Source organism: Stenotrophomonas sp. PS02301 (assembly GCF_029959485.1).
GTDB classification, from domain to species: domain Bacteria; phylum Pseudomonadota; class Gammaproteobacteria; order Xanthomonadales; family Xanthomonadaceae; genus Stenotrophomonas; species Stenotrophomonas maltophilia_Z.
Window position 1 is genome coordinate 1 of record NZ_JASCOO010000070.1, and the last position, 22370, is coordinate 22370.

24 protein-coding genes and 4 tRNA genes are annotated in these 22370 nt (G+C 67.0%); 12 read left to right on the forward strand and 16 right to left on the reverse strand.

Annotation, left to right across the window (positions count from 1 at the left end; translation table 11 throughout):
- Positions 1-124 precede the first annotated feature (124 nt).
- From QMX81_RS15325 to QMX81_RS15370, 10 genes are all read right to left on the reverse strand, one after another.
- Positions 125-201 (reverse strand) — tRNA-Arg (locus QMX81_RS15325).
- Positions 202-283: 82 nt separating this feature from the next.
- A tRNA-Arg gene (locus tag QMX81_RS15330) sits at positions 284-360 on the reverse strand.
- A gap of 54 nt (positions 361-414) precedes the next feature.
- A tRNA-Arg gene (locus QMX81_RS15335) sits at positions 415-491 on the reverse strand.
- A 62-nt stretch (positions 492-553) separates the two neighbouring features.
- The gene (locus QMX81_RS15340) at positions 554-1393 is read right to left on the reverse strand and encodes an alpha/beta fold hydrolase (RefSeq protein ID WP_282262726.1); all 840 of its coding nucleotides are present in this window, start codon (positions 1391-1393) and stop codon (positions 554-556) included.
- A complete protein-coding gene (thiD, locus tag QMX81_RS15345; RefSeq protein ID WP_282262728.1) occupies positions 1390-2199 on the reverse strand; it encodes a bifunctional hydroxymethylpyrimidine kinase/phosphomethylpyrimidine kinase in 810 nt (269 codons plus the stop codon). The genes QMX81_RS15340 and thiD overlap by 4 nt, the downstream gene beginning before the upstream one ends.
- A 43-nt stretch (positions 2200-2242) precedes the next feature.
- Positions 2243-2914, reverse strand: a complete 672-nt coding sequence (locus QMX81_RS15350; protein ID WP_282262730.1) for a YoaK family protein — start codon at positions 2912-2914, stop codon at positions 2243-2245.
- 30 nt (positions 2915-2944) lie between these two features.
- Positions 2945-3424: a hypothetical protein gene (locus tag QMX81_RS15355; RefSeq protein ID WP_183073788.1), complete on the reverse strand. Its 480-nt coding sequence runs from the start codon at positions 3422-3424 to the stop codon at positions 2945-2947.
- A gap of 23 nt (positions 3425-3447) precedes the next feature.
- Positions 3448-4845: a PhoH family protein gene (locus QMX81_RS15360; protein ID WP_152151538.1), complete on the reverse strand. Its 1398-nt coding sequence runs from the start codon at positions 4843-4845 to the stop codon at positions 3448-3450.
- 81 nt (positions 4846-4926) lie between these two features.
- Positions 4927-5406 (reverse strand): peroxiredoxin, encoded by a 480-nt coding sequence (locus QMX81_RS15365; protein WP_176989669.1) that lies wholly within the window; start codon positions 5404-5406, stop codon positions 4927-4929.
- 78 nt (positions 5407-5484) lie between these two features.
- The gene (locus QMX81_RS15370) at positions 5485-6045 is read right to left on the reverse strand and encodes a glycine cleavage system protein R (RefSeq protein ID WP_019183297.1); all 561 of its coding nucleotides are present in this window, start codon (positions 6043-6045) and stop codon (positions 5485-5487) included.
- Positions 6046-6208: 163 nt separating this feature from the next.
- Here QMX81_RS15370 and dapA point away from each other — a divergent pair, with 163 nt between their 5' ends.
- Both dapA and QMX81_RS15380 read left to right on the forward strand, forming a co-directional pair.
- On the forward strand, positions 6209-7102 hold the full coding sequence (gene dapA, locus QMX81_RS15375) for a 4-hydroxy-tetrahydrodipicolinate synthase (RefSeq protein WP_282262771.1): 894 nt from the start codon (positions 6209-6211) through the stop codon (positions 7100-7102).
- A gap of 26 nt (positions 7103-7128) precedes the next feature.
- Positions 7129-7653 (forward strand): hypothetical protein, encoded by a 525-nt coding sequence (locus QMX81_RS15380; RefSeq protein WP_282262736.1) that lies wholly within the window; start codon positions 7129-7131, stop codon positions 7651-7653.
- A 70-nt stretch (positions 7654-7723) separates the two neighbouring features.
- On the opposite strand, the gene fdxA is transcribed toward QMX81_RS15380, so the two are convergent.
- Both fdxA and QMX81_RS15390 read right to left on the reverse strand, forming a co-directional pair.
- Entirely contained in the window at positions 7724-8047 is a 324-nt protein-coding gene (gene fdxA / locus QMX81_RS15385; protein ID WP_121041829.1) for a ferredoxin FdxA, read from the reverse strand.
- 105 nt (positions 8048-8152) lie between these two features.
- Positions 8153-9082, reverse strand: coding sequence for an SMP-30/gluconolactonase/LRE family protein (locus QMX81_RS15390; RefSeq protein WP_282262740.1), 930 nt, complete (start codon positions 9080-9082; stop codon positions 8153-8155).
- 248 nt (positions 9083-9330) lie between these two features.
- Between QMX81_RS15390 and QMX81_RS15395 the strand changes: the two genes are divergently transcribed.
- The gene (locus QMX81_RS15395; RefSeq protein ID WP_121041833.1) at positions 9331-10761 is read left to right on the forward strand and encodes a sugar porter family MFS transporter; all 1431 of its coding nucleotides are present in this window, start codon (positions 9331-9333) and stop codon (positions 10759-10761) included.
- Positions 10762-10911: 150 nt separating this feature from the next.
- Here the strand turns inward: QMX81_RS15395 and QMX81_RS15400 are convergent.
- Positions 10912-10986 (reverse strand) — tRNA-Glu (locus QMX81_RS15400).
- A gap of 50 nt (positions 10987-11036) precedes the next feature.
- On the opposite strand from QMX81_RS15400, the gene pcnB reads away from it, so the two are divergent.
- From pcnB to pgi, 6 genes are all read left to right on the forward strand, one after another.
- The gene (gene pcnB / locus QMX81_RS15405; protein WP_152151658.1) at positions 11037-12404 is read left to right on the forward strand and encodes a polynucleotide adenylyltransferase PcnB; all 1368 of its coding nucleotides are present in this window, start codon (positions 11037-11039) and stop codon (positions 12402-12404) included.
- Positions 12405-12407: 3 nt separating this feature from the next.
- The gene (gene folK, locus QMX81_RS15410; protein WP_121041837.1) at positions 12408-12896 is read left to right on the forward strand and encodes a 2-amino-4-hydroxy-6-hydroxymethyldihydropteridine diphosphokinase; all 489 of its coding nucleotides are present in this window, start codon (positions 12408-12410) and stop codon (positions 12894-12896) included.
- Positions 12897-12927: 31 nt separating this feature from the next.
- Positions 12928-13743, forward strand: a complete 816-nt coding sequence (gene panB / locus QMX81_RS15415; protein ID WP_121041839.1) for a 3-methyl-2-oxobutanoate hydroxymethyltransferase — start codon at positions 12928-12930, stop codon at positions 13741-13743.
- Complete coding sequence (gene panC, locus QMX81_RS15420; protein WP_121041841.1) at positions 13740-14582, forward strand: pantoate--beta-alanine ligase; 843 nt, start codon at positions 13740-13742, stop codon at positions 14580-14582. Before panB ends, panC begins: the two co-directional genes overlap by 4 nt.
- Before the next feature lie 183 nt (positions 14583-14765).
- Positions 14766-15146 (forward strand): aspartate 1-decarboxylase, encoded by a 381-nt coding sequence (panD, locus tag QMX81_RS15425; RefSeq protein ID WP_019183273.1) that lies wholly within the window; start codon positions 14766-14768, stop codon positions 15144-15146.
- A complete protein-coding gene (gene pgi, locus QMX81_RS15430) occupies positions 15143-16657 on the forward strand; it encodes a glucose-6-phosphate isomerase (protein ID WP_152151547.1) in 1515 nt (504 codons plus the stop codon). The genes panD and pgi overlap by 4 nt, the downstream gene beginning before the upstream one ends.
- Positions 16658-16722: 65 nt before the next feature.
- Here the strand turns inward: pgi and QMX81_RS15435 are convergent, their stop codons facing one another.
- Both QMX81_RS15435 and QMX81_RS15440 read right to left on the reverse strand, forming a co-directional pair.
- A complete protein-coding gene (locus tag QMX81_RS15435; RefSeq protein ID WP_121041845.1) occupies positions 16723-17307 on the reverse strand; it encodes a response regulator transcription factor in 585 nt (194 codons plus the stop codon).
- The gene (locus QMX81_RS15440) at positions 17304-18530 is read right to left on the reverse strand and encodes an ATP-binding protein (RefSeq protein ID WP_282262754.1); all 1227 of its coding nucleotides are present in this window, start codon (positions 18528-18530) and stop codon (positions 17304-17306) included. The genes QMX81_RS15435 and QMX81_RS15440 overlap by 4 nt, the downstream gene beginning before the upstream one ends.
- A 144-nt stretch (positions 18531-18674) precedes the next feature.
- Here QMX81_RS15440 and ispG point away from each other — a divergent pair, with 144 nt between their 5' ends.
- The 3 genes from ispG to QMX81_RS15455 all read left to right on the forward strand — a co-directional run bounded on the left by ispG (position 18675) and on the right by QMX81_RS15455 (position 21498).
- Complete coding sequence (ispG, locus tag QMX81_RS15445; RefSeq protein ID WP_282262756.1) at positions 18675-19940, forward strand: flavodoxin-dependent (E)-4-hydroxy-3-methylbut-2-enyl-diphosphate synthase; 1266 nt, start codon at positions 18675-18677, stop codon at positions 19938-19940.
- On the forward strand, positions 19921-20628 hold the full coding sequence (locus tag QMX81_RS15450; RefSeq protein ID WP_282262758.1) for a phosphatase PAP2 family protein: 708 nt from the start codon (positions 19921-19923) through the stop codon (positions 20626-20628). The genes ispG and QMX81_RS15450 overlap by 20 nt, the downstream gene beginning before the upstream one ends.
- A 222-nt stretch (positions 20629-20850) precedes the next feature.
- On the forward strand, positions 20851-21498 hold the full coding sequence (locus tag QMX81_RS15455) for a response regulator (RefSeq protein WP_019183265.1): 648 nt from the start codon (positions 20851-20853) through the stop codon (positions 21496-21498).
- A gap of 54 nt (positions 21499-21552) precedes the next feature.
- On the opposite strand, the gene QMX81_RS15460 is transcribed toward QMX81_RS15455, so the two are convergent.
- The gene (locus QMX81_RS15460; protein ID WP_121041854.1) at positions 21553-22212 is read right to left on the reverse strand and encodes a bifunctional 4-hydroxy-2-oxoglutarate aldolase/2-dehydro-3-deoxy-phosphogluconate aldolase; all 660 of its coding nucleotides are present in this window, start codon (positions 22210-22212) and stop codon (positions 21553-21555) included.
- Positions 22213-22370 lie beyond the last annotated feature (158 nt).

The following is a 22370-nucleotide window of genomic DNA, read 5'->3' on the forward strand; positions in this document are numbered from 1 at the left end:
CTGGCCGGCTCCACGCGATCGTCCAGCATCCATGAGAGCCGGCCAGCGGCCGGCACTACCTGGTGACAGCTGGCGCCAACGCAAAAAAAAACAGCAACCGGGGTTGCTGTCTTCGTCGATGCAATGGTGCGCCCGGAGAGATTCGAACTCCCGACCGCCTGGTTCGTAGCCAGGTACTCTATCCAACTGAGCTACGGGCGCATTTGCATTGTCTGGTTGTGTGTCCTGTCGCGCGTGTTGCCACGTTCGACGGGAAGGCAAGCACGCTTGCCGTTCGATGTAATGGTGCGCCCGGAGAGATTCGAACTCCCGACCGCCTGGTTCGTAGCCAGGTACTCTATCCAACTGAGCTACGGGCGCATTTACATCGAATTTTCATTGCTGATACCGACGGCGAAATCGATACCCTGTTGATGGTGCGCCCGGAGAGATTCGAACTCCCGACCGCCTGGTTCGTAGCCAGGTACTCTATCCAACTGAGCTACGGGCGCGTCAACAGGAGCGGAATTATGCGGATCGGCGTCGCATTCGTCAACGGTTTTTGTGAAGGTCTTCATTCAAATGAATGAAGAAGCTGCTCCACCACGGCTTCCGGCGTTTTCATCCAGGCGAAGTGATCGGCACGCGCACCCAGCATCTGCGCACTGACCACGCTGAGCTGCGCACGCATGCCCGGCATCTTGGCCAGCAGGGCCTGCATCGAGCCCGTCGGTGCCAACCAGTCATGGTCCATCACCACGGCGGTCGCCTGGCCGCGCAGATCACGCATCCCGGCCTCCAGATCGGTCGCCATGCCAGCGGCCGCGTAGTGATTGTTGAGGCCCACACGCGACCAGTCGCGGATCAGCCCGCGCGCCTCGGTGCCACCAAAGCCGAGCTTCCTGCCGTGCAGGACCCCTTGGCGCTGGGCCAGCCAGGGCAGGAAGCGATATACCAGCGGCAGGGTCCAGCCACGCGGGGCCGGGAAGGTGCGCCAGTACGGCGTGCCGCTGGCGACCAGCCACACGCGGGCGAAACGCTGCGGATGCAGCCCGGCGAAACAGCAGGCCAGCTGGCCGCCGAGGCTGTGGCCGCCGATGATCAAGGGTGTTTCAGCGTCTGCGGGCACGTTTGCCAGGCTCGCCGGCAGGTCCTGCGCGAGGATTTCGCGATAGCCCCAGTCCTGCGTGCGCGACGGGCGCAGGCTGCTGCTGCCGTTGCCGCGCCACTCGTGCAGGTACACCGCGATGCCATGCGCAGCGAGCGCCTCGGCGAACGGCAGGTAATGGCGCGCGGCTACGCCCAGCGCCGGCAGCCACAGCAGGCGTGCGCGCGGCTGTGCCGGGACACGCGCCAGCAACTCGACGCGATGGCCATCGCCGGTCTGCACGGGCAGGGGCGAGGCGTCGATCATGCCGGACGTGCCGCGCCGAAGTGGTCGATCACCAGTACCTCGCTGTGGCCCGGGTAATAACCGCTCTGCAGGCCACGCGCGACGTAGTCGATGGCCGCTTCGCAGGCGTTGGGCAACGAGAGCCCCTGGCACAGCTGCGCGGCGATGGCCGAGGCCAGGGTGCAGCCGGTGCCGTGCGCATCCACTGGCAGGCGGGTATGGATGAATTCTTCGCGGGTCACACCGTCGAAGTAGCGATCGATCACGCGGCTGCCTTCGTCCAGATGGCCGCCCTTGAGCAGCACCGCGCCGGCGCCCAGATCCAGCAGTGCGTCGGCGGCATCTTCGGCATCCTCGGCGGTGACGATGCGCCGGCCGAGCAGCAGCTCCGCTTCGGGGGTGTTGGGCGTCAGCAGCGTGGCCAGCGGGATCAGGCGCGTGCGCATCGCCGCCAGTGCGCTGTCTTCAAGCAGCTTGGCGCCGCTGGTGGCGACCATCACCGGATCGAGCACCACATGGGGCGGGCGGTGCTTTTCCAGTGCGTCGGCCACCAGTGCGATCACTTCGGCGTTGGCCAGCATGCCCAGCTTCACCGCATGGATATCGAAATCGGCGAAGCAGGCATCGATCTGCGCCTGCAGGAAGTCCAGCGGCGGCACGTGTACGGCGGTAACGCCGCGGGTGTTCTGTGCGGTCAGTGCGGCGATCGCGGACAGGCCATGCACGCGATGGGCGGCGAAGGCCTTCAGATCGGCCTGGATGCCGGCGCCACCGCCGGAATCGGAGCCGGCGATGGTCAGGGCGGAAACGGGGCTGGAAGGCGTCATGCCCCAATTGTGCAATGTTTGTCGCAGCAGTGCTGCCGCGCCCTCAGCGTGCCCGAAGCAGTGCCCACTGCCGGTACAGCACGTAGCCCAGCCCGGTGCCGCCGGTGAGCAGTGCGGGGGCGAGCAGGGCGTCGTAGCCGAAGCGCAGGAACAACAGGGCGCCCATCACGCCGCCGGCCAGGAAGCCGCTGACGATCAACCCGCTCAGGGTCAGCCGCCGGATCGGCAGTGGCAGGCCGCGCATCAGGTGGCCCAGCCCGATCCCGAGATCGGTGAACATGCCGCTGAGATGGGTAGTGCGCACCACCGCGCCACTGAAGGTGGTGGCCATCGCGTTCTGCAGTCCGCAGGCCATCGCCGCCGCCAGCGCCCCCCAGATCTGCTGCTGTTTGAACAGCGGGATCGCGACCAGCAGCAACAGCGATTCCAGCGCCAGCACGACGCCATAGCGGCGGCCCAGCTGCAGGCCGCTGTCCTGGATGATCACCCCGCTGAGCGTCGCGCCCACGCAGAACGCGATCAACAGCCCCCACAGATGCCCGACCACGCGCCAGTCGCGTTGGGCCAGCGCCATGCCGAGCTGGCTGGTGGTGCCGGTCATGTGGCTGACGGCCTGGTGTTCGAACCCCAGGAAGCCGACCACGTTGACCATCCCGGCTACGCAGGACAGGGCGATCGCCCCGATCCAGACCCAGGTGGGCAGCCGGATGCTCATCCGGCGTGCGTGGGGGTGGTCACGGCACGATCAACGACCCGCGGGCGGGCCGTTGAACTGCACATCCGAAAAACGGCCGCTGCCCGGATCGAACACCGCGCCCCAGAACTGCGCGCCCCCATCGCAGACCCGGATCGCATCACGCGCTGGATCGATGTCGGCATCGTCAGGCAGATGGAAGGCGTTGAGGTAGATGAGCTTGCGCGCGTTCATCTCGATGCCGACGTACTGGCGATCGAAATCGGCGGCCTTGGGCACCTGCGCCTCCAGCGTCGGCAAGGCGGCTTCGAGCTGCTCGACATCCTTGCGGCTGGGCGCCCAGTAACCGGTGACCCGTCCGGCCTCGCGGCCGGGACTGTCGCGCGAGCAGGTATCGAGGACCTGGGCGGCGACGATCGGTCGCGTCACCACCCAGGACTGGCCGGTCTTGATTGCGGTCGGGACGCTGGCGCCCGGCCGGGTGTTGGCGGGCGTGCAGGCCGCCGCCAGCGCAGCAAGCGCCAGCGGCAGGAGGGCACGGGACAGGGAACGGCTCACAACACCTCCGAAGCGTAATCGGCCAAGCGCGAACGCTCGCCACGGCGCAGCGTGACGTGCGCGCTGTGCGGCCAGTTCTTGAAACGGTCCACCGCGTAGGTCAGGCCCGAGGTGGTCTCGGTCAGGTAGGGGGTATCGATCTGTTCGACGTTGCCCAGGCAGACGATCTTGGTACCGGGGCCGGCACGGGTGATCAGGGTCTTCATCTGCTTGGGGGTGAGGTTCTGCGCTTCATCCAGGATCAGATAGCGCGACAGGAACGTGCGCCCGCGCATGAAGTTCAGCGAGCGGATCTTGATCCGGCTGGCGATCAGGTCGTTGGTGGCTGCACGCCCCCACGCGCCGCCTTCCTGGGTATGCGTGAGCACTTCCAGGTTGTCGGTCAGCGCGCCCATCCATGGCGTCATCTTCTCTTCCTCGGTACCGGGCAGGAAGCCGATGTCCTCGCCGACGCTGACCGTGGCGCGGGTCATGATGATCTCGCGGTAGCGCTGCTGGTCCATGGTCTGGGCCAGGCCGGCGGCCAGCGCGAGAAGCGTCTTGCCGGTACCGGCGGTGCCGAGCAGGGTGACGAAATCGATCTCCGGGTCCATCAACGCATTGAGCGCGAAGTTCTGCTCGCGGTTGCGCGCGCTGATGCCCCACACCGCATGGCTGCCGTGGCGGAAATCGTTGACCAGCGACAACGTGATCCTGTCGCCGTCCACCTTGGCCACGCGCAGTTCGACTTCATCGTCGCCCGGCAGGTAGGCGTACTGGTTCGGGTGCCAGCTCTCGTCTTCACTGGCGATGATTTCGTAACTGGTGCGGCCCTTGTCACTCCAGCTGCGCAGGTTGTCGGTGTGCTTCTTCCAGAAGTCTTCCGGCAGCTCGGTGGCGCCGGTATAGAGCAGGCTGAAATCGTCCAGCGCGCGGTCGTTCTCGTAATCCTCGGAGACGATGCCGGCAATCGCCGCCTTGATCCGCAGGTTGATGTCCTTGGAAACGAACACCACCGGAATCTCCGGCACCTGTTCCTTCAGCGCCAGGATCGCGCCGAGGATGGCGTTGTCCGGAATCACCGCGCCAAAGCTCTTGCCCGCATCGAAGTGACTGGTCTGGAAACGCAGCAGGCCCACGCTCTGCTTGCCACGCAGCTGCAGCCCGTTCGGGCGCTGCAGCGGGATGCCATCGGCCAGGTTGTCCAGGCCCGAGGCCTGCACCAGCTCATTGAGGAAACGGCTGACCTGGCGCGCATTGCGGCTCGCCTCGGTGGTGCCCTTCTTGCCGTTGTCCAGCTCTTCGATCACCTGCATCGGCAGGTAGACATCATGCTCCTCGAACTTGAACAGCGCGGTCGGATCGTGCATCAGCACGTTGGTATCCAGTACGTAGATGCGCTTGCCTCGGGTCATCGTCAATTCCTGGTGGCAGAACAGGGACAAGCCATCACGACCTGCGGGGCAGGGTGATGGCCATTGGGGGTGCCGGGTTGATCACTGGGTTTTCGCGGCCTTCAGGGCTTCAAGGACGGTGTCTGCGTGGCCGGCCACTTTGACCTTGCGCCACACCTGCACGATACGACTGTCCGGCGAAATGAGGAAGGTGCTGCGCTCGATGCCACGCACCTGCTTGCCGTACATGTTCTTCAGCTTGATCACGTCGAACGCCGTGCACAGCGCTTCATCGCCATCGCTGATCAGCGGAAAGGCGAAGCCCTGCTTGGCGCAGAAATTGTCGTGGGATTTGACCGAATCGCGGGAGACGCCGAAGACGCGAGCGCCGGCCTTCGTGAACTGCGGGAGCAGCGCGTTGAAATCGATGCCCTCGGTGGTGCAGCCCGGGGTGCTGTCCTTGGGGTAGAAGTACAGCACCAGCCACTGGCCGGCCAGATCGCCGAGGGTGGTGGTCTCGCCGCCGGACAACGCCAGCGGCAGTGCGAGGGTGGTGCTGTCCAGGGTGTCGCCGTCGTTCATGGGTTCCTTTCCGGATCCTGGGGTAGATCTACTACAACTGCATGAAACCCCGCGCGCCCGTGACGAACGCGCGAAGCATCAGAACTTCATCGGGTCCATGATCGCATCGAGGTTGAGGTGATCGCAGAACTCGAGGAAATCATCGCGCAGCGCGGCAATGTGCATGTTCGCCGGCACCCCGATCGTCACCTGCGCGGAGAACATTTCCGCACCGGTCTGCATTGCGCGGTAACGCGTGCTCTGCAGGTTTTCGATGGTGATGCCCTGGCGGTCGAAGAAATCGGCCAGCTGGAACAGGATCCCTGGCTTGTCGGCGGCGATCACTTCCACGATGTAGGGCAGCAGGTTGGACTGCGCCTGCTTGGCACCGGTGCGGTACCAGACCAGCTTCAGGCCTTCCTCACGCTCCAGCCGGGTCAGCATCGCCTCCAGCTTGGCCACCGAGTCCCACGAGCCGGTGGCCAGGGCGGTCACGGACACGTCGCGCCCGACCGTGGCCAGGCGGGCATCGACCAGATTGCAGCCACTGTCGGCGATACGCCGGGTCACAGGCAGCAGGGGGGACTCCGGATGCGTCGTATAGGCGTTGATCAGGAGGTGGTTTTCGGTCGGCGCAGGCCGCGGCGTGGTGTCGGTCAAGATGGTTCCGGGTGGTACAAGGTGAGTCTGAACGGCCGGCGACGGCACGTTCGCCGGAGTCCAGCATACTTGCCCGCGCTTTCGACCCGCAAGTAACATGCAACGTACATCTGGCCGGCGTTTACGCAGGCAAGGTGCCCCCTTTCTTCCGAGCACGATGTCCTTGTCCCTTTCCGGTCTCATCACCGCGCTGGCGACGCCCTTCCAGGCGAACGGCGCATTGGATCCCGACGGTTGGCAGCGCCTGCTGCACCTGCAACTGGAGGGTGGTGTTCACGGGGTGGTGGTGGCCGGTTCGACCGGTGAAGCCGCTGCCCTGTCCGACGACGAATACGACCAGCTGCTGCGCAGTGCGGTCAAAACCGTCGCCGGGCGCATCCCGGTACTGGCCGGGACCGGCCTGTCGGGGACGGCCAAAACGATCGAGCAGACCCGTCGTGCGGCCGCCAACGGCGCGACCCATGCGCTGGTGGTGACCCCGCCGTACGTGCGCCCGACCCAGGCCGGCCTGATCGCGCATTACCGCGCGGTGGCCGACCAGGGCGGCCTGCCGGTCATCCTGTACAACGTGCCCGGCCGCACCGGCTGCGACATGCTGCCCGAGACCGTCGCCGAGCTGGCCCGCCACCCGAACATCGTCGGCATCAAGGAAGCGGTGGGCGATGTGGGCCGCGTCAATGCCCTGCTGGCCCTGCGTACGCCGGACTTCGCCATCCTCAGCGGTGACGACGGTACGGCCGCGCGTTCGATCCTGTCCGGCGTGGATGGCTTGATCTCGGTGGGCTCCAACGCCCTGCCGGGCGCCTACCGCCGGATGTGCGACCTGGCGGCGGCCGGGGAACGCGAGGCGACCGAGTCGTGGGATGCCCGTCTCGAGCCGTTCCATGAATTCTGCGGCGTGGAGTCCAACCCGATCCCGGTGAAGGACCTGCTGCGCCGGATCGGCATTGGTGACGGCCTGCGCCTGCCGCTGCTGCCCTTGTCCGCGGCCCATCACGCCGCTGCCGAACACCTGGCCACCGATATCGGTGCGCTGGAAGCACTATCCAACCACTGATGTCAGTGGTCACCCAGGAGATTCCCATGCGTCAATCCGTTTCCGCCTTCCGCGTGCTGTCCTTCGCGATCCTGGCTACCGCCACCCTCGTCGGCACCACCGGTTGCTTCAAGCGCGGCGCCAAGGGCGACTACGCCCTGGCCCCGGAAGTGCGCCCGCTGGAAGTGCCGCCGGATCTGAACGTCCCGGCCGGCCAGGCCGCCGCTACCGCTGCGACCAGCTCCTCGCTGGCCTCGCAGGTGGCGCGTCCGGCCCCGGCCGCGAACCCGGCGGCCGCCAACAACGCCGGCTTCACCGTGCCGGGCACCAAGGAGGAGGTGTTCGCCAAGGTCGGCACCGCGCTGGAGGCCGTTGAAGGCGTGAAGATCGCCAGCAAGGCCCAGCTGCTGGGTTCCTACGACGTGGCCTTCGAAGGCAGCGACTTCCTGGTCCGCGTGGTCGCCGTCGATGCCGGTGCTTATGTGTCGGCCGTCGACCCGCGTGGCCTGCCGGCCACCGCGGCGGCCCCGACCAAGCTGCTGGGCGAGCTGAAGGCGAAGCTGGCTCCGTAACCGGAACCGGTCAGAGAAACGAAAAGGGCGCCGTCGGCGCCCTTTTTCGTTGCCGCCAGCGCCCGACGGCTCAGCGTTCCAGAAGCGTCAGCTTGTCCGGCTTGCCATCCCATTCGCCGGCATCGGCGGGCGGGTCCTTGCGCACGGTCAGCACCGGCCAGGCCTTGGCCAGCTCGGCGTTCAGGGCGACGAATGCTTCCTGCCCGGCGGGCACGTCGTCTTCGGGGAAGATCGCGTTGACCGGGCACTCCGGTTCGCACAGGGTGCAATCGATGCACTCATCCGGGTCGATCACCAGGAAGTTGGGGCCTTCGTGGAAGCAATCCACGGGGCACACTTCCACGCAATCGGTGTGTTTGCACTTGATGCAGTTTTCGGTGACGACAAAAGGCATGGCTGGATCTGAATCCGACAGTAAGCCGCACAATTCTAGAACAGGTTGGTCCGTGGCGCGGGATCGGATCGCGCCTGAAACCCCGAAATGCCGCTGGCGCAAGGCTCAGCCCCAGCGGAAGGGACTCTCGGGCAAGCCGGGGATGCCGGTCTCCAGCGCAAATACGCCGCCGGCGCGCGGGCTGGCCGCCAGTTGCTGGTCGGTGTGGTCCAGCCGGGAACTGGTGATCATCAGGTGCCGCAGCGAGGGCCCGCCGAGCGCGACGCAGGTCGGGTTGCGCACCGGCAGCAGGACCACCCGATCAACCTGTCCGTCAGGGCGATAACGCACCACGCGGGAGGCGCGCCACTGCGCGTTCCAGACGCCGCCATCGGCATCCACAATGGCCCCATCCGGTTCCCAGTCCGGATCGGGCAGCGCAGCGAACAGGCGCGGCGCCCCGCAGTGCGCGCGCTCGGCGTCGTAATCGCAGCACCACAGCGCCGGCCGTACCGAATCGCAGAAGTACATCGTGGCGCCGTCCGCGCTGAAACAGATCGCATTGGGAATGACGACGTCCGGCAGGTTCAGTTCGCGCAGGCCATGGCGCATCGAAAACTGGTAGTAACGGCCGAGCGGTGCACGCGCAGGATCCTCGCTCATGGTGCCGAACACCAGATTGCCGGCGCGATCGGTACGGCCGTCATTGCTGCGCGTGTCCGCGACATCGGGCTGCACATCGGCCAGCCATTCCAGCGCGGGCGCCGCGGCATCGCCGTCGCGGTCGATATCCAGCCGCTGCAATGAGCCGGCCAGCGCGATCAGCAGGCGGCCGTCGTCCCCTTCGGCGAGGCAGCCGGGCCGGTCCGGCAGCAACCAGCTCCGGTGACTGCCGTCGGCACTGCGGTACTGCCACAAGCGGCGCTCACTGATATCCACCCAGAAAAGGCATTGGCGGCGGGCCGACCACAGGGCGCCTTCGCCATGGGTGCAGCGGCTGTCGACCAGCAGTGGAACATCGGCGACAGCGGAAGACGGGGCGGCGGCGTCGCGCATTCGGCAGGCTCACAACATCAGCGGGCGTTGCATTCTGCCACCGGGTCGATCCATCCCGTGTGCGCTGCGCCTCACTGCCAAGACAATGCCGCAGTGCACGATTGCAGAGCCGCCGATCCCCGGTCCAAGATGGAGGTGACTACCGGTAGACAGTCAGGCGCGGGGGTGCGGCAGACGACGGTTCTGATCAACCATCCATCTGCTGCGCTGATCCGCAGCGTCCAGTGTCCCTTCAACCAGGGGTTCCCATGTCCAGTGCTTCGCTCAGCAGTACCCGCGCCGGTAGCGGCGAGAACACCGGTTTCATCGTCCTGATCAGCTGCGTGGCCACCATCGGTGGCTTCCTGTTCGGGTTTGACAGCGGCGTGATCAACGGCACCGTCGATGGCCTGAAGGACACCTTCCAGTCCAGTTCGGCCGGGATCGGCTTCGAGGTCGCCTCGATGCTGCTCGGCTGCGCGATCGGTGCATTCTTCGCCGGCCGCCTCGGCGACCGGCTCGGCCGCCGCGGCGTGCTGATCATCGCCGCGGTGATGTTCCTGTTCTCCGCCTTGGGGGCAGGGGCGGCACACAGCTCCACGGTGTTCATCATCGCCCGGGTGATCGGCGGCTTCGCGGTGGGTGCGGCCAGCGTGATGTCGCCGGCCTACATCGCCGAGGTGGCCTCGGCCCGCTACCGCGGCCGGCTGGCGACGGTGCAGCAGATCGCGATCATCAGCGGCCTGTTCTGCGCCTTCCTCAGCAACTATCTATTGGCCAAGGCGGCCGGTGCCTCCACCCAGGCGCTGTGGCTGGGGCAGGCGGCATGGCGCTGGATGTTCTGGATGCAGGCCATTCCCTCGCTGCTGTTCCTGTGCCTGCTGCTGGTGATCCCGGAGAGCCCGCGCTTCCTGGTGGTCAAAGGGCGCCGTGACCAGGCCCTGGCGGTGCTGACCCGGCTGTACGGCCCGGTCGAGGCGCAGGCCAAGATCACCGAGATCGAAGGCTCGCTGTCCCAGGACCAGCACCGCCCGACCTTCTCGGATCTGATCAGCAAGACCACCGGCAAACTGCGCCCGATCGTCTGGATCGGCATCGGCCTGGCGGTGTTCCAGCAGCTGGTCGGCATCAACGTCGTCTTCTATTACGGCGCGGTGCTGTGGCAGGCGGTGGGCTTCTCGGAGAACGACGCGCTGCTGATCAACGTGCTCTCGGGTGCGCTGAGCATCGGCGCCTGCCTGATCACCGTGGTCCTGATCGACCGCATCGGCCGCAAGCCGCTGCTGTGGGTCGGCTCGGTCGGCATGGCGATCTCGCTGGCGCTGGTCACCATTGCCTTCGCCAGTGGTTCGCTGGATACCGCCGGGAAGCTGCAGCTCACGGACAACATGGGCGTGCTGGCGCTGGTGGCGGCCAACGTCTACGTGATCTTCTTCAACATGTCCTGGGGCCCGGTGATGTGGGTGATGCTGGGCGAGATGTTCCCCAACCAGATCCGCGGTTCGGGGCTGGCGGTGGCCGGCGCGGCGCAGTGGACCTCCAACTTCGCCATCACCGTGTCCTTCCCGATCCTGCTGGGCAGCATCGGCCTGGCCGGTGCCTACGGCATCTATACGGTGGCGGCGGTGATCTCGGTGTTCTTCGTGCTGCGCTTCGTCAAGGAGACCAAGGGCAAGGAACTGGAGCAGATGGAGGGCTGAGCCGCTCCCGACGGGCCTGCGCGCAGAGTAGGGGCCGGGTCGGGGAGTGCGCTCCCCGGTCCGGGCCTGGCAGGGCAGGCGCCGCAGGCCCTGGGCCCTGAACGCAAAAAACCCCGCCGTGGCGGGGTTTTTGGCTTTCTGCACCGCGACTGGTGCTCCCTAGGGGACTCGAACCCCTGTTTTAGCCTTGAGAGGGCCACGTCCTAACCATTAGACGAAGGGAGCAGACTTTGTCGCGAACTGCGCAGCGCGCTAGTATATGGACCTAGATGCCATTGGGCAATCCCGAAAACTCAACCGGAAGCGCCAACATCAATTCCTCTGCTACATCACCGTTCAGCCTGCGCGTGATCCCGCGCGATCAGCACAACATCTCCCGCAAGGACATCAGCCCCAACGCCCTGCGCGTTCTGTACCGGCTGCGTGATTCCGGGTTTGCCGGTTACCTGGTCGGCGGCGCCGTCCGCGATCTGCTGGTGAACGGCCACCCCAAGGATTTCGACGTCGCCACCGACGCGACGCCCGAGCAGGTCAAGCAGTTGTTCCGCAACTGCCGGCTGATCGGTCGCCGCTTCCGCCTGGCGCACGTGGTGTTCGGCCGCGAGATCATCGAGGTCGCCACCTTCCGCGCCAACATCGACGATGGCAGCGGCGACCGTGAGATGGAAAACGGCATGCTCGTGCGCGACAACGTGTACGGCAGCATCGAAGACGACGCGATCCGCCGCGACTTCACCTGCAACGCCCTGTACTACGCGATCGAGGATTTCTCGGTCCGCGATTACACCGGCGGCTTTGAAGACGTGCAGGCCCGCCTGATGAAGCTGATCGGCGATCCCGAGCAGCGCTACCAGGAAGACCCGGTGCGCATGCTGCGCGCGGTGCGCCTGGCCGCCAAGCTGGGCTTCCAGATCGAAGAGGCCACCGCCGAACCGCTGCCGCGCCTGGCCAACCTGTTGGCCGAGGCCGCCCCGGCACGCCTGTTCGAGGAAGTACTCAAGCTGTTCCTGTCCGGGCACGGCGTGGCCAGCTTCGAAGGCCTGGAGCGGTACGGTCTGCTTGACGTCATGTTCCCGGAAAGCGCCGCTGCGCTGCGCAGCAACCGCAGTGGCGCGCTGCGCCGGATGGTCATCGAAGGTCTGCACAACACCGATCTGCGTGTGGCCAATGATGAGCCGGTGTCGCCGTCGTTCCTGTTCGCGCTGCTGCTGTGGCCGGCGTTCTGCCGCGCCCTGGCCAGCCTGCAGAAGCAGGGCGTCGCGCTGGAAGAAGCGCAGCGCCGTGCGGCGGACCGCGTGACCCTGCACCAGCTGACCACGATCGCCCTGCCGCGCCGCTTCTCGCTGCCGATGCAGGAAATCTGGCTGCTGCAGGGCCGCTTCGGCTCGCGTCAGCGCAAGCGCGTGATCCGAACCCTGACCCATCCGCGCTTCCGCGCCGCCTACGACTTCCTGGTCCTGCGCCAGGTGGCCTCCAGCGAGCACGAAGCCGATGTGGCGTTCTGGCGCGAAGCCCAGCTGCAGTCCGGCACCGAGCTGGATTCGGCACTGGATGCCGCCCAGGCCGACGGCGAGGGCGAAGACGGTGCGCCGCGCAAGCGTCGTCGCCGCCGCCGTCGGCCCGGTGGAGTGGCAGGCGAGTAAGCCGTGACCCTGGCCTGTATCGGATTGGGCGCCAATCTCGGGGACGCCGCGCAGACCCTGCGCGATGCGTTCCCGGCGCTGGCGGCCCTGCCGCAGACCACACTGCGCGCGCGCTCGCAGCTGTACAGCACGCCGGCCTGGGGCAACCAAGACCAGCCGGCGTTCGTCAACGCCGCCGCCGTGCTGGAGACCACGTTGCCCGCACCGGATCTGCTGGCTGCCCTGCTGGAGATCGAGCGCCGCTTCGGCCGCGTCCGTGATCCTGCCGTGCACTGGGGGCCGCGTGCACTGGATCTGGACGTGCTGCTGTACGGCGAACAGATCATCGATCTGCCGCAGCTGCAGGTACCGCACCCCTATCTGCATGAGCGCGCGTTCGCGCTGCTGCCGCTGGCCGAGATCGCGCCGGACGCCATCATTGCCGGGCACGGCCGCGTGCGGGATGCTGTGATGCGGGTCCAGGCCTGCGGGATCGCTTCAATAGGAGGATAATGCGGGGCTTATCGCCACCGGTTATCAGCTCATGAGTACCCACGCAGACAGCAAGCCCTGGACCGTGCCCGCGTTGGCCGAGGCCAAGCGCAACGGACAGAAGCTGGTGATGTTGACCGCCTACGATGCCGGGTTCGCCCGCAGCTTCGACGCCAACGGCGTGGACCTGATCCTGATCGGCGACTCGCTGGGCATGGTGGTGCAGGGGCATGACTCGACCCTGCCGGTGACCACCGACGACATGGTCTATCACACCCGCGCCGTGGCCCGCGTACTGCAACGCGCGCTGCTGGTGGCGGATCTGCCGTTCGGCGCCGACGCCACCCCCGAGCGCGCGCTGGATGCCTCGCTGCGCCTGCTGCAGGCCGGTGCGGAGATGGTCAAGATCGAAGGTGCCGGCTTCAAGCTGGACATCATCCGTTACCTGGTCGAGCGCGAGATTCCGGTCTGTTCGCACCTGGGCCTGACCCCGCAGTCGGTGCTGCGGCTGGGCGGCTATCGCGTGCAGGGCCGTGGCGATGCCGCCCAGCAGCTGCGCGATGACGCCAAGGCCGCGGTAGCCGCCGGCGCCAGCCTGGTCGTGCTCGAATGCGTGCCCACGCCGGTGGCTGCCCAGGTCACCGCGGACATCAGCGTGCCCACCATCGGCATCGGTGCCGGCCCGCAGTGCGATGGCCAGGTGCTGGTGCTGCATGATTTCCTCGGTCTGGACAGCGGCCATCGCCGTCCCAAGTTCGTCAAGGATTTCCTTGCCGAAGGCGGGTCGGTTGCCGGTGCGGTCCGTGCCTACGCCGACGCCGTGCGCGACGGCTCCTTCCCCGACGCAGAACACGCCTACGCCTCATGATCGAAACCGTCACCGAACTGTCCCGCCTGCGCGCCGTCGTCAACGGCTGGAAGCGCGAGGGCCTGCGCGTCGCGCTGGTCCCGACCATGGGCAACCTGCACGCAGGGCATTATTCACTGGTCACGCTGGCCCGGCAGTACGCCGATCGCGTGGTCTCCAGCGTCTTCGTCAATCCGACCCAGTTCGGCCCGAACGAGGACTTCACCCGCTACCCGCGCACGCCCGAAGCCGACACCACCGGCCTGGAGCAGGCCGGGTGCGATGTGCTGTGGCTGCCCACGGTTGAGTCGATGTACCCGTTCGGTGTGGAACTGGCGGCCAGCGTCAATGTGCCCGGCATCAGTGGGCTGCTCGAAGGCGCGCATCGCCCGGGCCATTTCGATGGCGTCTGCACCGTGGTCTCGCGCCTGTTCAACCAGGTGCAGCCGGATGTGGCAGCCTTCGGCAAGAAGGACTACCAGCAGCTGGCGGTGATCCGCCAGATGGTGGAAGACCTGGCCTTCCCGATCCAGATCGTCGGGGGCGACATCGTGCGCGAAGACGACGGCCTGGCGATGAGCTCGCGCAACCAGTACCTCAACGCCGAGCAACGCCCGGTCTCGACCACCATCCACCACGTGCTGCTGGGCATGCGCGAAGGCTTCATCGCCGGCAAAAGCCGCAGCCTGATCGAGGCCGAAGCCGCGGCAGCGCTGCAGGCGGCCGGGTTCCAGGTCGACTACGCCGTGGTCCGCCTGCCGGACCTGTCCGAGCCGGCCGATGCCAATGACGGCACCCGCGTGGCCCTGATCGCCGCGCGGATCGGCAATACCCGGTTGATCGACAACCTGGAGTTCTGAGCCGGCCAACGCGGTGCCGCCACAGGGCCACCTTCGGGTGGCCCTGTGCGTTTGCGCAGGCCAGAGCCTTCCGACCGCCTGCCTGAACGGCCGGCAGCGCCGGAGGGTCGGGGTCGGGCTACCCCCTGCCGCCGGGCCCCCGGGTGCTAGAATTTCCCTTTCCTTTACCGTTTCCCCGTTGCCATGCATCTGTCCCTGCTGAAGACCAAGATCCACCGCGCCACCGTCACTCACTCCGAGCTGAACTACGAAGGTTCCATCGCCATCGATGACAACCTGCTGGCTGCGACCGGCATCCGTGAGTTCGAGCAGGTGCACATCTGGGATGTGACCAACGGTGCGCGTTTCTCCACCTATGCCATCCGCGCCGAAGCCGGCAGCGGCGTGGTGTCGCTCAACGGTGGCGCCGCGCGCCACGTGCAGGTGGGCGACATCATCATCATCGCCGCCTTCGCCAGCATGAGCGAAGAAGAAGCTGACAGCTTCAAGCCGAAGTTGGTATATGTGGACGGCAAGAACCAGATCTCCCACACCAACGACACGATCCCGACACAGGCCGCATGACACAGCACAACGGATTCGACCCGCTTCATTCCCATGCCCAGCGCCTGCGAGGCGCGAGCATCCCTTCGTTGATCGCCGCCGAACCGGGCCGCGCACAATCGCTGGGGTTGCGGGTCGGTCCGTTGTACGTCAATTTCGCGCGGCAGAAGTACGACCGCGCGGCGTTGGACGCACTGCTGCAGCTGGCTGCCGAGCGCGATGTCGCCGGCGGCTTCCAGCGCCTGTTCCGCGGTGAAACGGTCAATGTCACCGAAGGCCGCGCCGCGCTGCATACCGCGCTGCGTGGTGATGCCAGCGGCGCGCCGGTGGCCGGTGAGGCCTTCGCCACGGCGGCCCAGGTGCGCCAGCAGATGGGCGAGCTGATCGCCGCACTGGAAGCGACCCACATCACCGATATCGTCAGCGTCGGCATCGGCGGCTCGGACCTTGGGCCACGGCTGGTGGCCGATGCGCTGCGCCCGGTCACCGGCGCACGTTTCCGCGTGCATTTCGTGTCGAACGTGGACGGCGCCGCGATGCAGCGCACGCTCGCCACGCTGGATCCGGCCACCACGGCCGGCATCCTGATTTCCAAGACCTTCGGCACCCAGGAAACCCTGCTCAACGGGCAGATCCTGCATGACTGGCTGGGCGGCAGCGAGCGGCTGTATGCGGTCAGCGCCAATCCGGAGCGTGCCGCCAAGGCCTTCTCGATCGCCGCCGGCCGCGTGCTGCCGATGTGGGATTGGGTGGGCGGGCGCTATTCGCTGTGGTCGGCGGTCGGTTTCCCGATCGCACTGGCCATCGGCTTTGCGCGTTTCGAGCAGTTGCTCGAGGGTGCGGCGCAGATGGACGAACACGCACTGACCGCTCCGCTGGCGCAGAACCTGCCGGTGCTGCATGCGCTGACCGATATCTGGAACCGCAACCTGCTCGGCCATGCCACGCATGCGGTGATGACCTACGACCAGCGCCTGGCGCTGCTGCCGGCCTACCTGCAGCAGCTGGTGATGGAGAGCCTGGGCAAGCGGGTGCAGCTCGATGGCAGCCCGGTCGCCAGCGACACCGTACCGGTGTGGTGGGGCGGGGCCGGCACCGATGTGCAGCACAGCTTCTTCCAGGCGCTGCACCAGGGCACCAGCGTGATCCCGGCCGATTTCATCGGCTGCGTGCACAACGATGATCCCTACGTGGTCAACCACCAGGCGCTGATGGCCAACCTGCTGGCGCAGACCGAGGCGCTGGCCAATGGCCAGGGCAGCGAGGATCCGCACCGCGAGTACCCCGGTGGCCGTCCGAGCACCCTGATCCTGCTCGATGCGTTGACCCCGCAGTCGCTGGGTGCCCTGATCGCCATGTACGAACACGCCGTGTACGTGCAGTCGCTGATCTGGAACATCAACGCGTTCGACCAGTTCGGCGTGGAGCTGGGCAAGCAGCTGGCCAGCCAGTTGCTGCCCGCGCTGCAGGGCCAGGCGCATGCGATCACCGATCCGGTGACGCTGGAGCTGCTGGGGCGCCTGACCGCCTGACTGCCACGTAGAGCCGGCCGCTGGTCGGCTCTACCGATTCTTGCGCGGGCGACCCACGGTCGGCATTACCGGCTTGGGTCGCGCTCCGGGCTCGGCCGCTTGGCCAACTTGCGTTGCAGCGAGCGCCGGTGCATGCCCAGCAGGCGCGCCGCGGCAGACACGTTGCCGCCGGTCTCATGCATCGCCTGCTGGATGTGCTCCCACTGCAGCCGGCTGATCGGGGTCATCGCATCCGGCGGTTCCATGTCGCCATCGTCGGCCGGACCATCGTCTTCCTCGCCGAGTGCGCGCAGGATCATCGGCACCGTGGCCGGCTTGGGCAGGTAGTCGTCCGCGCCGAGCTTGATCGCTTCCACCGCGGTGGCGATGCTGGCATAGCCGGTGACCAGCAGGATCCGCATGTCTTCGCGCAGGGCGCGCAGCGGCTGGATCAGCGCCAGGCCGGATTCGGTGCCGAGCTTGAGGTCGATCAGCGCATAGGCCGGCGGTTGTTGCCGGGCCAGCAGCAGGGCCGAGGCGGTGTCGCTGGCGGTGACGGTGTCCAGCCCTTTACGGGCCAGGCTGCGCTGCAGCGTGCGCAGATAGAGTTCGTCGTCGTCGACCAGCAGGCCATGGCTGGCCTGGCCGGGCGCGGGGGTGAAAGCGGTCATGCGGAAGTCTCCCGTGGGGACAAGGGCAGGCGGAAGCCGACGCGCGTGCCGGCACCGTTGGCCGGGCGCATCCACAGCTCGCCATCCAGGCGTTCGATGGTGGCGTGGGACAGGGCCAGGCCGACGCCCATGCCGTCGGTCTTGCCGCTGTTGAACAAGGTGCCGGGCAGCACGGCCTGGCGGGCATCGAAGCCATGGCCGTAATCGCGTACTTCGCCGATCAGGTCATCGCCCTCGATGCGCAGCGACAGATCCACCTGCGGTCGGTCGGCCTTCTCACCCGCGTCGGCGGCATTGTTGAGCAGCACCATCAGCAGGTGCCCGATACCCGGGTCCAGCGGCAGGGTGAGCGGGGCATCCTCGTTGCGCTTCAGCGCGATGGTCGGGCGCACCAGCCGCCACTGTTCCAGCACCTGCGGCAACGTCACCGCATCGCGGCCGGGCGCATCGCCGGCGGCCGGGCGGGCCAGCGCCAGCACGCGCTCCCGGCACTGCACCAGCAGCTCGCGCAGGGTTTCCACGTCATCGCGGACCTCGCTGCTTTCGGTCTGGTCGGCGATATCGTCGGCGAGCAGGGTCATGGTCGCCAGCGGGGTATTGAGCTCATGCGCGACCGAGGCGGCGTGGGTGGCCAGCGCGACGATGCCCTCGTTGCGCACGAAGCGTTCGCGCAGCATGGCCAGCTCGTGTTCGCGCTGGCGCAGGGCGATCGCCAGCCGGGTCGCGAACACCAGCACCACCGTGGCCGACAGCAGGAAGTTGCAGACCACGCCCCACTGCTGCATCTGCGCACCAGTGAAATAGCCGCTCGGCAGCGGCAGCCCGAACACGCCGCTCGCCGCATAGCCGATCAGGCAGGCGGCGGCCACGGCGAGGGTCCAGCGCAGGGGCAGGGCGAGCGCAGCCAGCGCGATCAGGATCAGGAACAGCGAGCCGAAGGGATTGGCGATGCCGCCGCTCCAGCCCACCATCCAGGTCAACACGGTGACATCCACCAGGATGTGGCAGAACGCGGTCAGCGGTGCCGTGTCGGCATCGTGTACGCGCAGTTGCGCGTACAGATTGAACAGGGTCAGCGCAGCAACCCCGGCCCAGAGTGGCAGCTGCTGCAGTTCCAGGCCCAGTACCCAGGTAGCGACCAGGATCGTGGCGGCCTGGCCGGCCACGGCCAGCCAGCGCAGGCTGCACAGGGTGCGGAGGAAGGGGGCGTCGGGACCGGTCATGTGCGCACATCGTATGCGCTCCGGCCAGGAGCTGCCTGCGACAATAGGCCGCATCCGGGGTAGGCGGCGCACGACGGGCGCTGAACATGAGTGCCAACCAACGCTGGGCACCTACCTGTGCGCTGGGCGCGCTAAAATAGGCGGATGCATGACGCCGTGACCCGACCGACCCAACCCGCCGACTCCGCCGTGTGGGCCCGCCGCCAGACCAATCCCGTTCATATCGGCGGCGTGGTCGTGGGCGGGGGCCATCCCGTGGTGGTGCAGTCCATGACCAATACCGACACCGCCGATGTCGCCTCCAGCGTGAAGCAGGTGGCCGAACTGTGGCGCGCGGGCTCGGAGATGGTGCGGTTGACCGTCAACAATCCCGAGTCGGCCGCGGCCATCCCGCGGATCGTGGAGAAGCTGCAGATGATGGGGATCGATGTCCCGCTCATCGGCGACTTCCATTACAACGGCCATCAGCTGCTGACCCAGGAGCCGGCCTGCGCCGAAGCGCTGGCCAAGTACCGGATCAATCCGGGCAACGTGGGTTTCGGCAAGAAGAAAGACACCCAGTTCGCGCAGCTGATCGAGTTTGCGATCCGCTACAACAAGCCGGTCCGCATCGGTGCCAACTGGGGCTCGCTGGACCAGTCCCTGGCCGCGCGCCTGATGGACGAGAACAGCCAGCGCGCGCAGCCCTGGGATGCCGGGCGCGTGCTGCGGGAGGCGCTGATCCGCTCGGCGCTGGATTCGGCGCAGACCGCCGTGGAACTGGGCCTGCCACGCGATCGCATCGTGCTGTCGGCCAAGGTCAGCGGCGTGCAGGAGCTGATTGCGGTGTACCGCGACCTGGCCCAGCGCTCGGACTTCGCCCTGCACCTGGGCCTGACCGAAGCCGGCATCGGCAGCAAGGGCATCGTCGCCTCTTCGGCGGCGCTGGCGGTGCTGCTGCAGGAAGGCATCGGCGACACCATCCGTATCTCGCTGACCCCCGAACCGGGCCAGTCGCGCACGGCCGAAGTGATCGTGGCGCAGGAACTGCTGCAGACCACCGGGCAGCGTGCCTTCACCCCGCTGGTCACGGCCTGCCCCGGCTGCGGCCGGACCACCTCGGAGTTCTTCCAGGAGCTGGCCAAGGTCGTGCAGAACCACGTGCGCGAGAAAATGCCGGTCTGGAAGGTGAGCCACCCGGGTGCGGAGAACATGACCCTGGCGGTCATGGGCTGCATCGTCAACGGGCCGGGCGAATCGCGCCATGCCAACATCGGCATCTCGCTGCCGGGCACCGGTGAAACGCCGGCCGCGCCGGTGTTCGTGGATGGCGAAAAGACGGTCACCCTGCGCGGCGAGAACATCGCCCAGGACTTCGTCACGCTGATCGATGAGTACGTCGAACGCACCTATGTCCGACGCGTTGGATAAGCCGGCGGTGCTGGCCGCGCCGGAGCCGGCCGCCGGCGTCCGCCACTGGATGGGCCGCAACGCCTGGCGCTTCGTGCTGCTGTTCGTGGGCGTGCTGCTGCCGTTGGCGGGCTTCGTGGCCCTGGCCGATGAAGTGCACGCCCTGGAGGCGATCTACTTCGACGACCTGCTGTTGTGGAAGCTGCACGCCCTGCATTCGCCGGGCCTGGACCGCTTCTTCGTGCTGCTGTCCAAGCTGGGCTACGAGTGGTTCCTGATTCCGGCCGACGTGCTGATCGTGGGCCTGCTGGCGTGGCGCAAACGCTGGCGCGAGGCCAGTTTCGTCGCGATCTGCTTCGCCGGCTCGGCGCTGTTGAACCTGGGCAGCAAGCGCTTCTTCCAGCGCGACCGGCCCAGCCTGTGGGAGTCCATTGCCCCGGAGAGCACCTTCAGCTTCCCCAGCGGCCATGCCATGGGCTCGATGACCTTGGCCGTCACGCTGCTGCTGCTGGCCTGGAATACCCGCTGGCGCTGGCCGGTGGCCCTTGCCGCGCTCACCTTCGCCGTCCTGGTGAGCGTCTCGCGCATGTACCTGGGGGTGCATTACCCCTCCGACATCCTGGCCGGCTGGTGTGCCGCCCTGGTGTGGGTGGTGGGGTGTTTCCTGGTCATGTTCCGCCGCCGGCATCCGTGGCGGCACCGCCACTGAGGGCATTACGGCGGTAAAATGGCCGAAAACGGCATGAAGGTGGGCCTCATCGATAGGCTGTCCCTTTGGAACAGGCTAGGATGAGAGGCGTAGGGGGAGGGGCAGGACAGCACGTCTGTGATGCGCGGACCAGAACGCGATGATGGGGAACCCGGTTCCTTGTGATCGCCACATAGCGCAGCTAGGCTTGCCCCCGTTCACAGTGTTTGACGAGGTTGGCGGATGACAATTCGAGTGTATCTGGTGGACGATCATGCTCTGGTGCGTACGGGCATGAAGATGATCCTCTCCAACGAGACCGACATCGAGGTGGTCGGTGAGGCGGAGAGCGGTGAAGATGCGCTGCCGGATATCCGCCGCCTGCGGCCCGACGTCGTGCTGTGCGATCTGCACCTGCCGGGCGTGAGCGGCATGGAGGTCACCGAGCGCGTGGTCCGTGGCGATCACGGCACCCGCGTGGTGATCGTCTCCGTCCTTGAAGATGGCCCGATGCCCAAGCGCCTGCTCGAAGCGGGTGCCTCCGGCTACATCGGCAAGGCCTGCGATGCACAGGAACTGCTGCGCGCGGTGCGTGATGCCGCACTCGGCCGCCGCTACCTGGGCAACAGCATCGCGCAGAACCTGGCGCTGTCGAACGTGGAAGGCAACCATTCGCCGTTCGACACCCTGTCCCCGCGCGAACTGGAAGTGGCGCTGCTGCTCACCCAGGGCCTGCGCCAGGAAGACATCGCCAAGCGCCTGAGCCTGAGCGCGAAGACCGTCAACACGCACAAGGCGCGCCTGTTCGAGAAGATGGGCATCAACGACAACATCGCGCTCGCGCGCATGGCCAGCCAGTACGGCCTGGTGGATCCGGCACGCCCGATGTAATCCGCGTTCTGGTAGCGGATGAAAAAACGCCCGGGCATGCCCGGGCGTTTTCGTTCAGTGCGCGCGGACCCGCGCCACGATCTTCGCGGCCTGGGCCGCACTCTCGCGCACCTTGTCCCACTCGCCGCGCTCGATCCAACCGCCCGGCACCATCCACGAACCGCCGATGCAGACCACGTTCTTCTGCTCCAGGTACTCGGCCGCCGTGTCTTCGGTGATGCCACCGGTCGGGCACAGCTTCAGATCCGGAATCGGACCGGCCAGGCCCTTGATCATCGCCAGCCCGCCCACGGCCGAGGCCGGGAACAACTTGCAGACCCGGAACCCGCGCGCATACAGCGCCAGCATTTCCGTCGGCGACGCCGCACCCGGCACCACCGGCAACGGCGCCTGCGCCAACGCATCGGCCATATGCGCCGGCGTACCCGGCGTGACCAGGAAATCGGCACCGGCATCGATCGACTGCTGCATCTGCTCCACGGTCAACACCGTGCCCGCACCCACCACCACATCCGGCAGCTCGCGCTTGAGCATGGCAAGCGCGTCCATCGCCACCGGCGTACGCAGCGTCAGCTCGATCGCCGGCAGCCCGCCCTCCAACAACGCCGCACTGACCGCACGGGCCTGATCCAGCGTATGCACGGTCACGACCGGCAGAATGCCGGCAGCCTTCAACAGGGTTTCAGCGCGCTTCTGATGTTCGGCGATGCTCATGCGTTTCCAATCCTTCTTTTCATCAATGTCTGCAGCGCGAACGACGCGCCGGAATGTGTCGGGAGGCAGCGGGATGGCCCCAACCAGGACCGTTACAGCGCCATGGATGGCGCTGACGAGCCCCCATGGATGGGTTCACGGCGCGTCCTGGTTGGGGC

Excerpts from the sequence above, each read along its gene's own strand:
- QMX81_RS15340 (WP_282262726.1), bottom strand. The coding sequence starts at position 1,393 with ATGATCGACGCCTCGCCCCTGCCCGTGCAGACCGGCGATGGCCATCGC.
- thiD (WP_282262728.1), bottom strand. The coding sequence starts at position 2,199 with ATGACGCCTTCCAGCCCCGTTTCCGCCCTGACCATCGCCGGCTCCGAT.
- QMX81_RS15350 (WP_282262730.1), bottom strand. The coding sequence starts at position 2,914 with ATGAGCATCCGGCTGCCCACCTGGGTCTGGATCGGGGCGATCGCCCTG.
- QMX81_RS15360 (WP_152151538.1), bottom strand. The coding sequence starts at position 4,845 with ATGACCCGAGGCAAGCGCATCTACGTACTGGATACCAACGTGCTGATG.
- QMX81_RS15365 (WP_176989669.1), bottom strand. The coding sequence starts at position 5,406 with ATGAACGACGGCGACACCCTGGACAGCACCACCCTCGCACTGCCGCTG.
- QMX81_RS15380 (WP_282262736.1), top strand. The coding sequence starts at position 7,129 with ATGCGTCAATCCGTTTCCGCCTTCCGCGTGCTGTCCTTCGCGATCCTG.
- fdxA (WP_121041829.1), bottom strand. The coding sequence starts at position 8,047 with ATGCCTTTTGTCGTCACCGAAAACTGCATCAAGTGCAAACACACCGAT.
- QMX81_RS15390 (WP_282262740.1), bottom strand. The coding sequence starts at position 9,082 with ATGCGCGACGCCGCCGCCCCGTCTTCCGCTGTCGCCGATGTTCCACTG.
- QMX81_RS15395 (WP_121041833.1), top strand. The coding sequence starts at position 9,331 with ATGTCCAGTGCTTCGCTCAGCAGTACCCGCGCCGGTAGCGGCGAGAAC.
- panB (WP_121041839.1), top strand. The coding sequence starts at position 12,928 with ATGAGTACCCACGCAGACAGCAAGCCCTGGACCGTGCCCGCGTTGGCC.
- panC (WP_121041841.1), top strand. The coding sequence starts at position 13,740 with ATGATCGAAACCGTCACCGAACTGTCCCGCCTGCGCGCCGTCGTCAAC.
- panD (WP_019183273.1), top strand. The coding sequence starts at position 14,766 with ATGCATCTGTCCCTGCTGAAGACCAAGATCCACCGCGCCACCGTCACT.
- pgi (WP_152151547.1), top strand. The coding sequence starts at position 15,143 with ATGACACAGCACAACGGATTCGACCCGCTTCATTCCCATGCCCAGCGC.
- QMX81_RS15435 (WP_121041845.1), bottom strand. The coding sequence starts at position 17,307 with ATGACCGCTTTCACCCCCGCGCCCGGCCAGGCCAGCCATGGCCTGCTG.
- QMX81_RS15440 (WP_282262754.1), bottom strand. The coding sequence starts at position 18,530 with ATGACCGGTCCCGACGCCCCCTTCCTCCGCACCCTGTGCAGCCTGCGC.
- ispG (WP_282262756.1), top strand. The coding sequence starts at position 18,675 with ATGCATGACGCCGTGACCCGACCGACCCAACCCGCCGACTCCGCCGTG.
- QMX81_RS15450 (WP_282262758.1), top strand. The coding sequence starts at position 19,921 with ATGTCCGACGCGTTGGATAAGCCGGCGGTGCTGGCCGCGCCGGAGCCG.
- QMX81_RS15455 (WP_019183265.1), top strand. The coding sequence starts at position 20,851 with ATGACAATTCGAGTGTATCTGGTGGACGATCATGCTCTGGTGCGTACG.
- QMX81_RS15460 (WP_121041854.1), bottom strand. The coding sequence starts at position 22,212 with ATGAGCATCGCCGAACATCAGAAGCGCGCTGAAACCCTGTTGAAGGCT.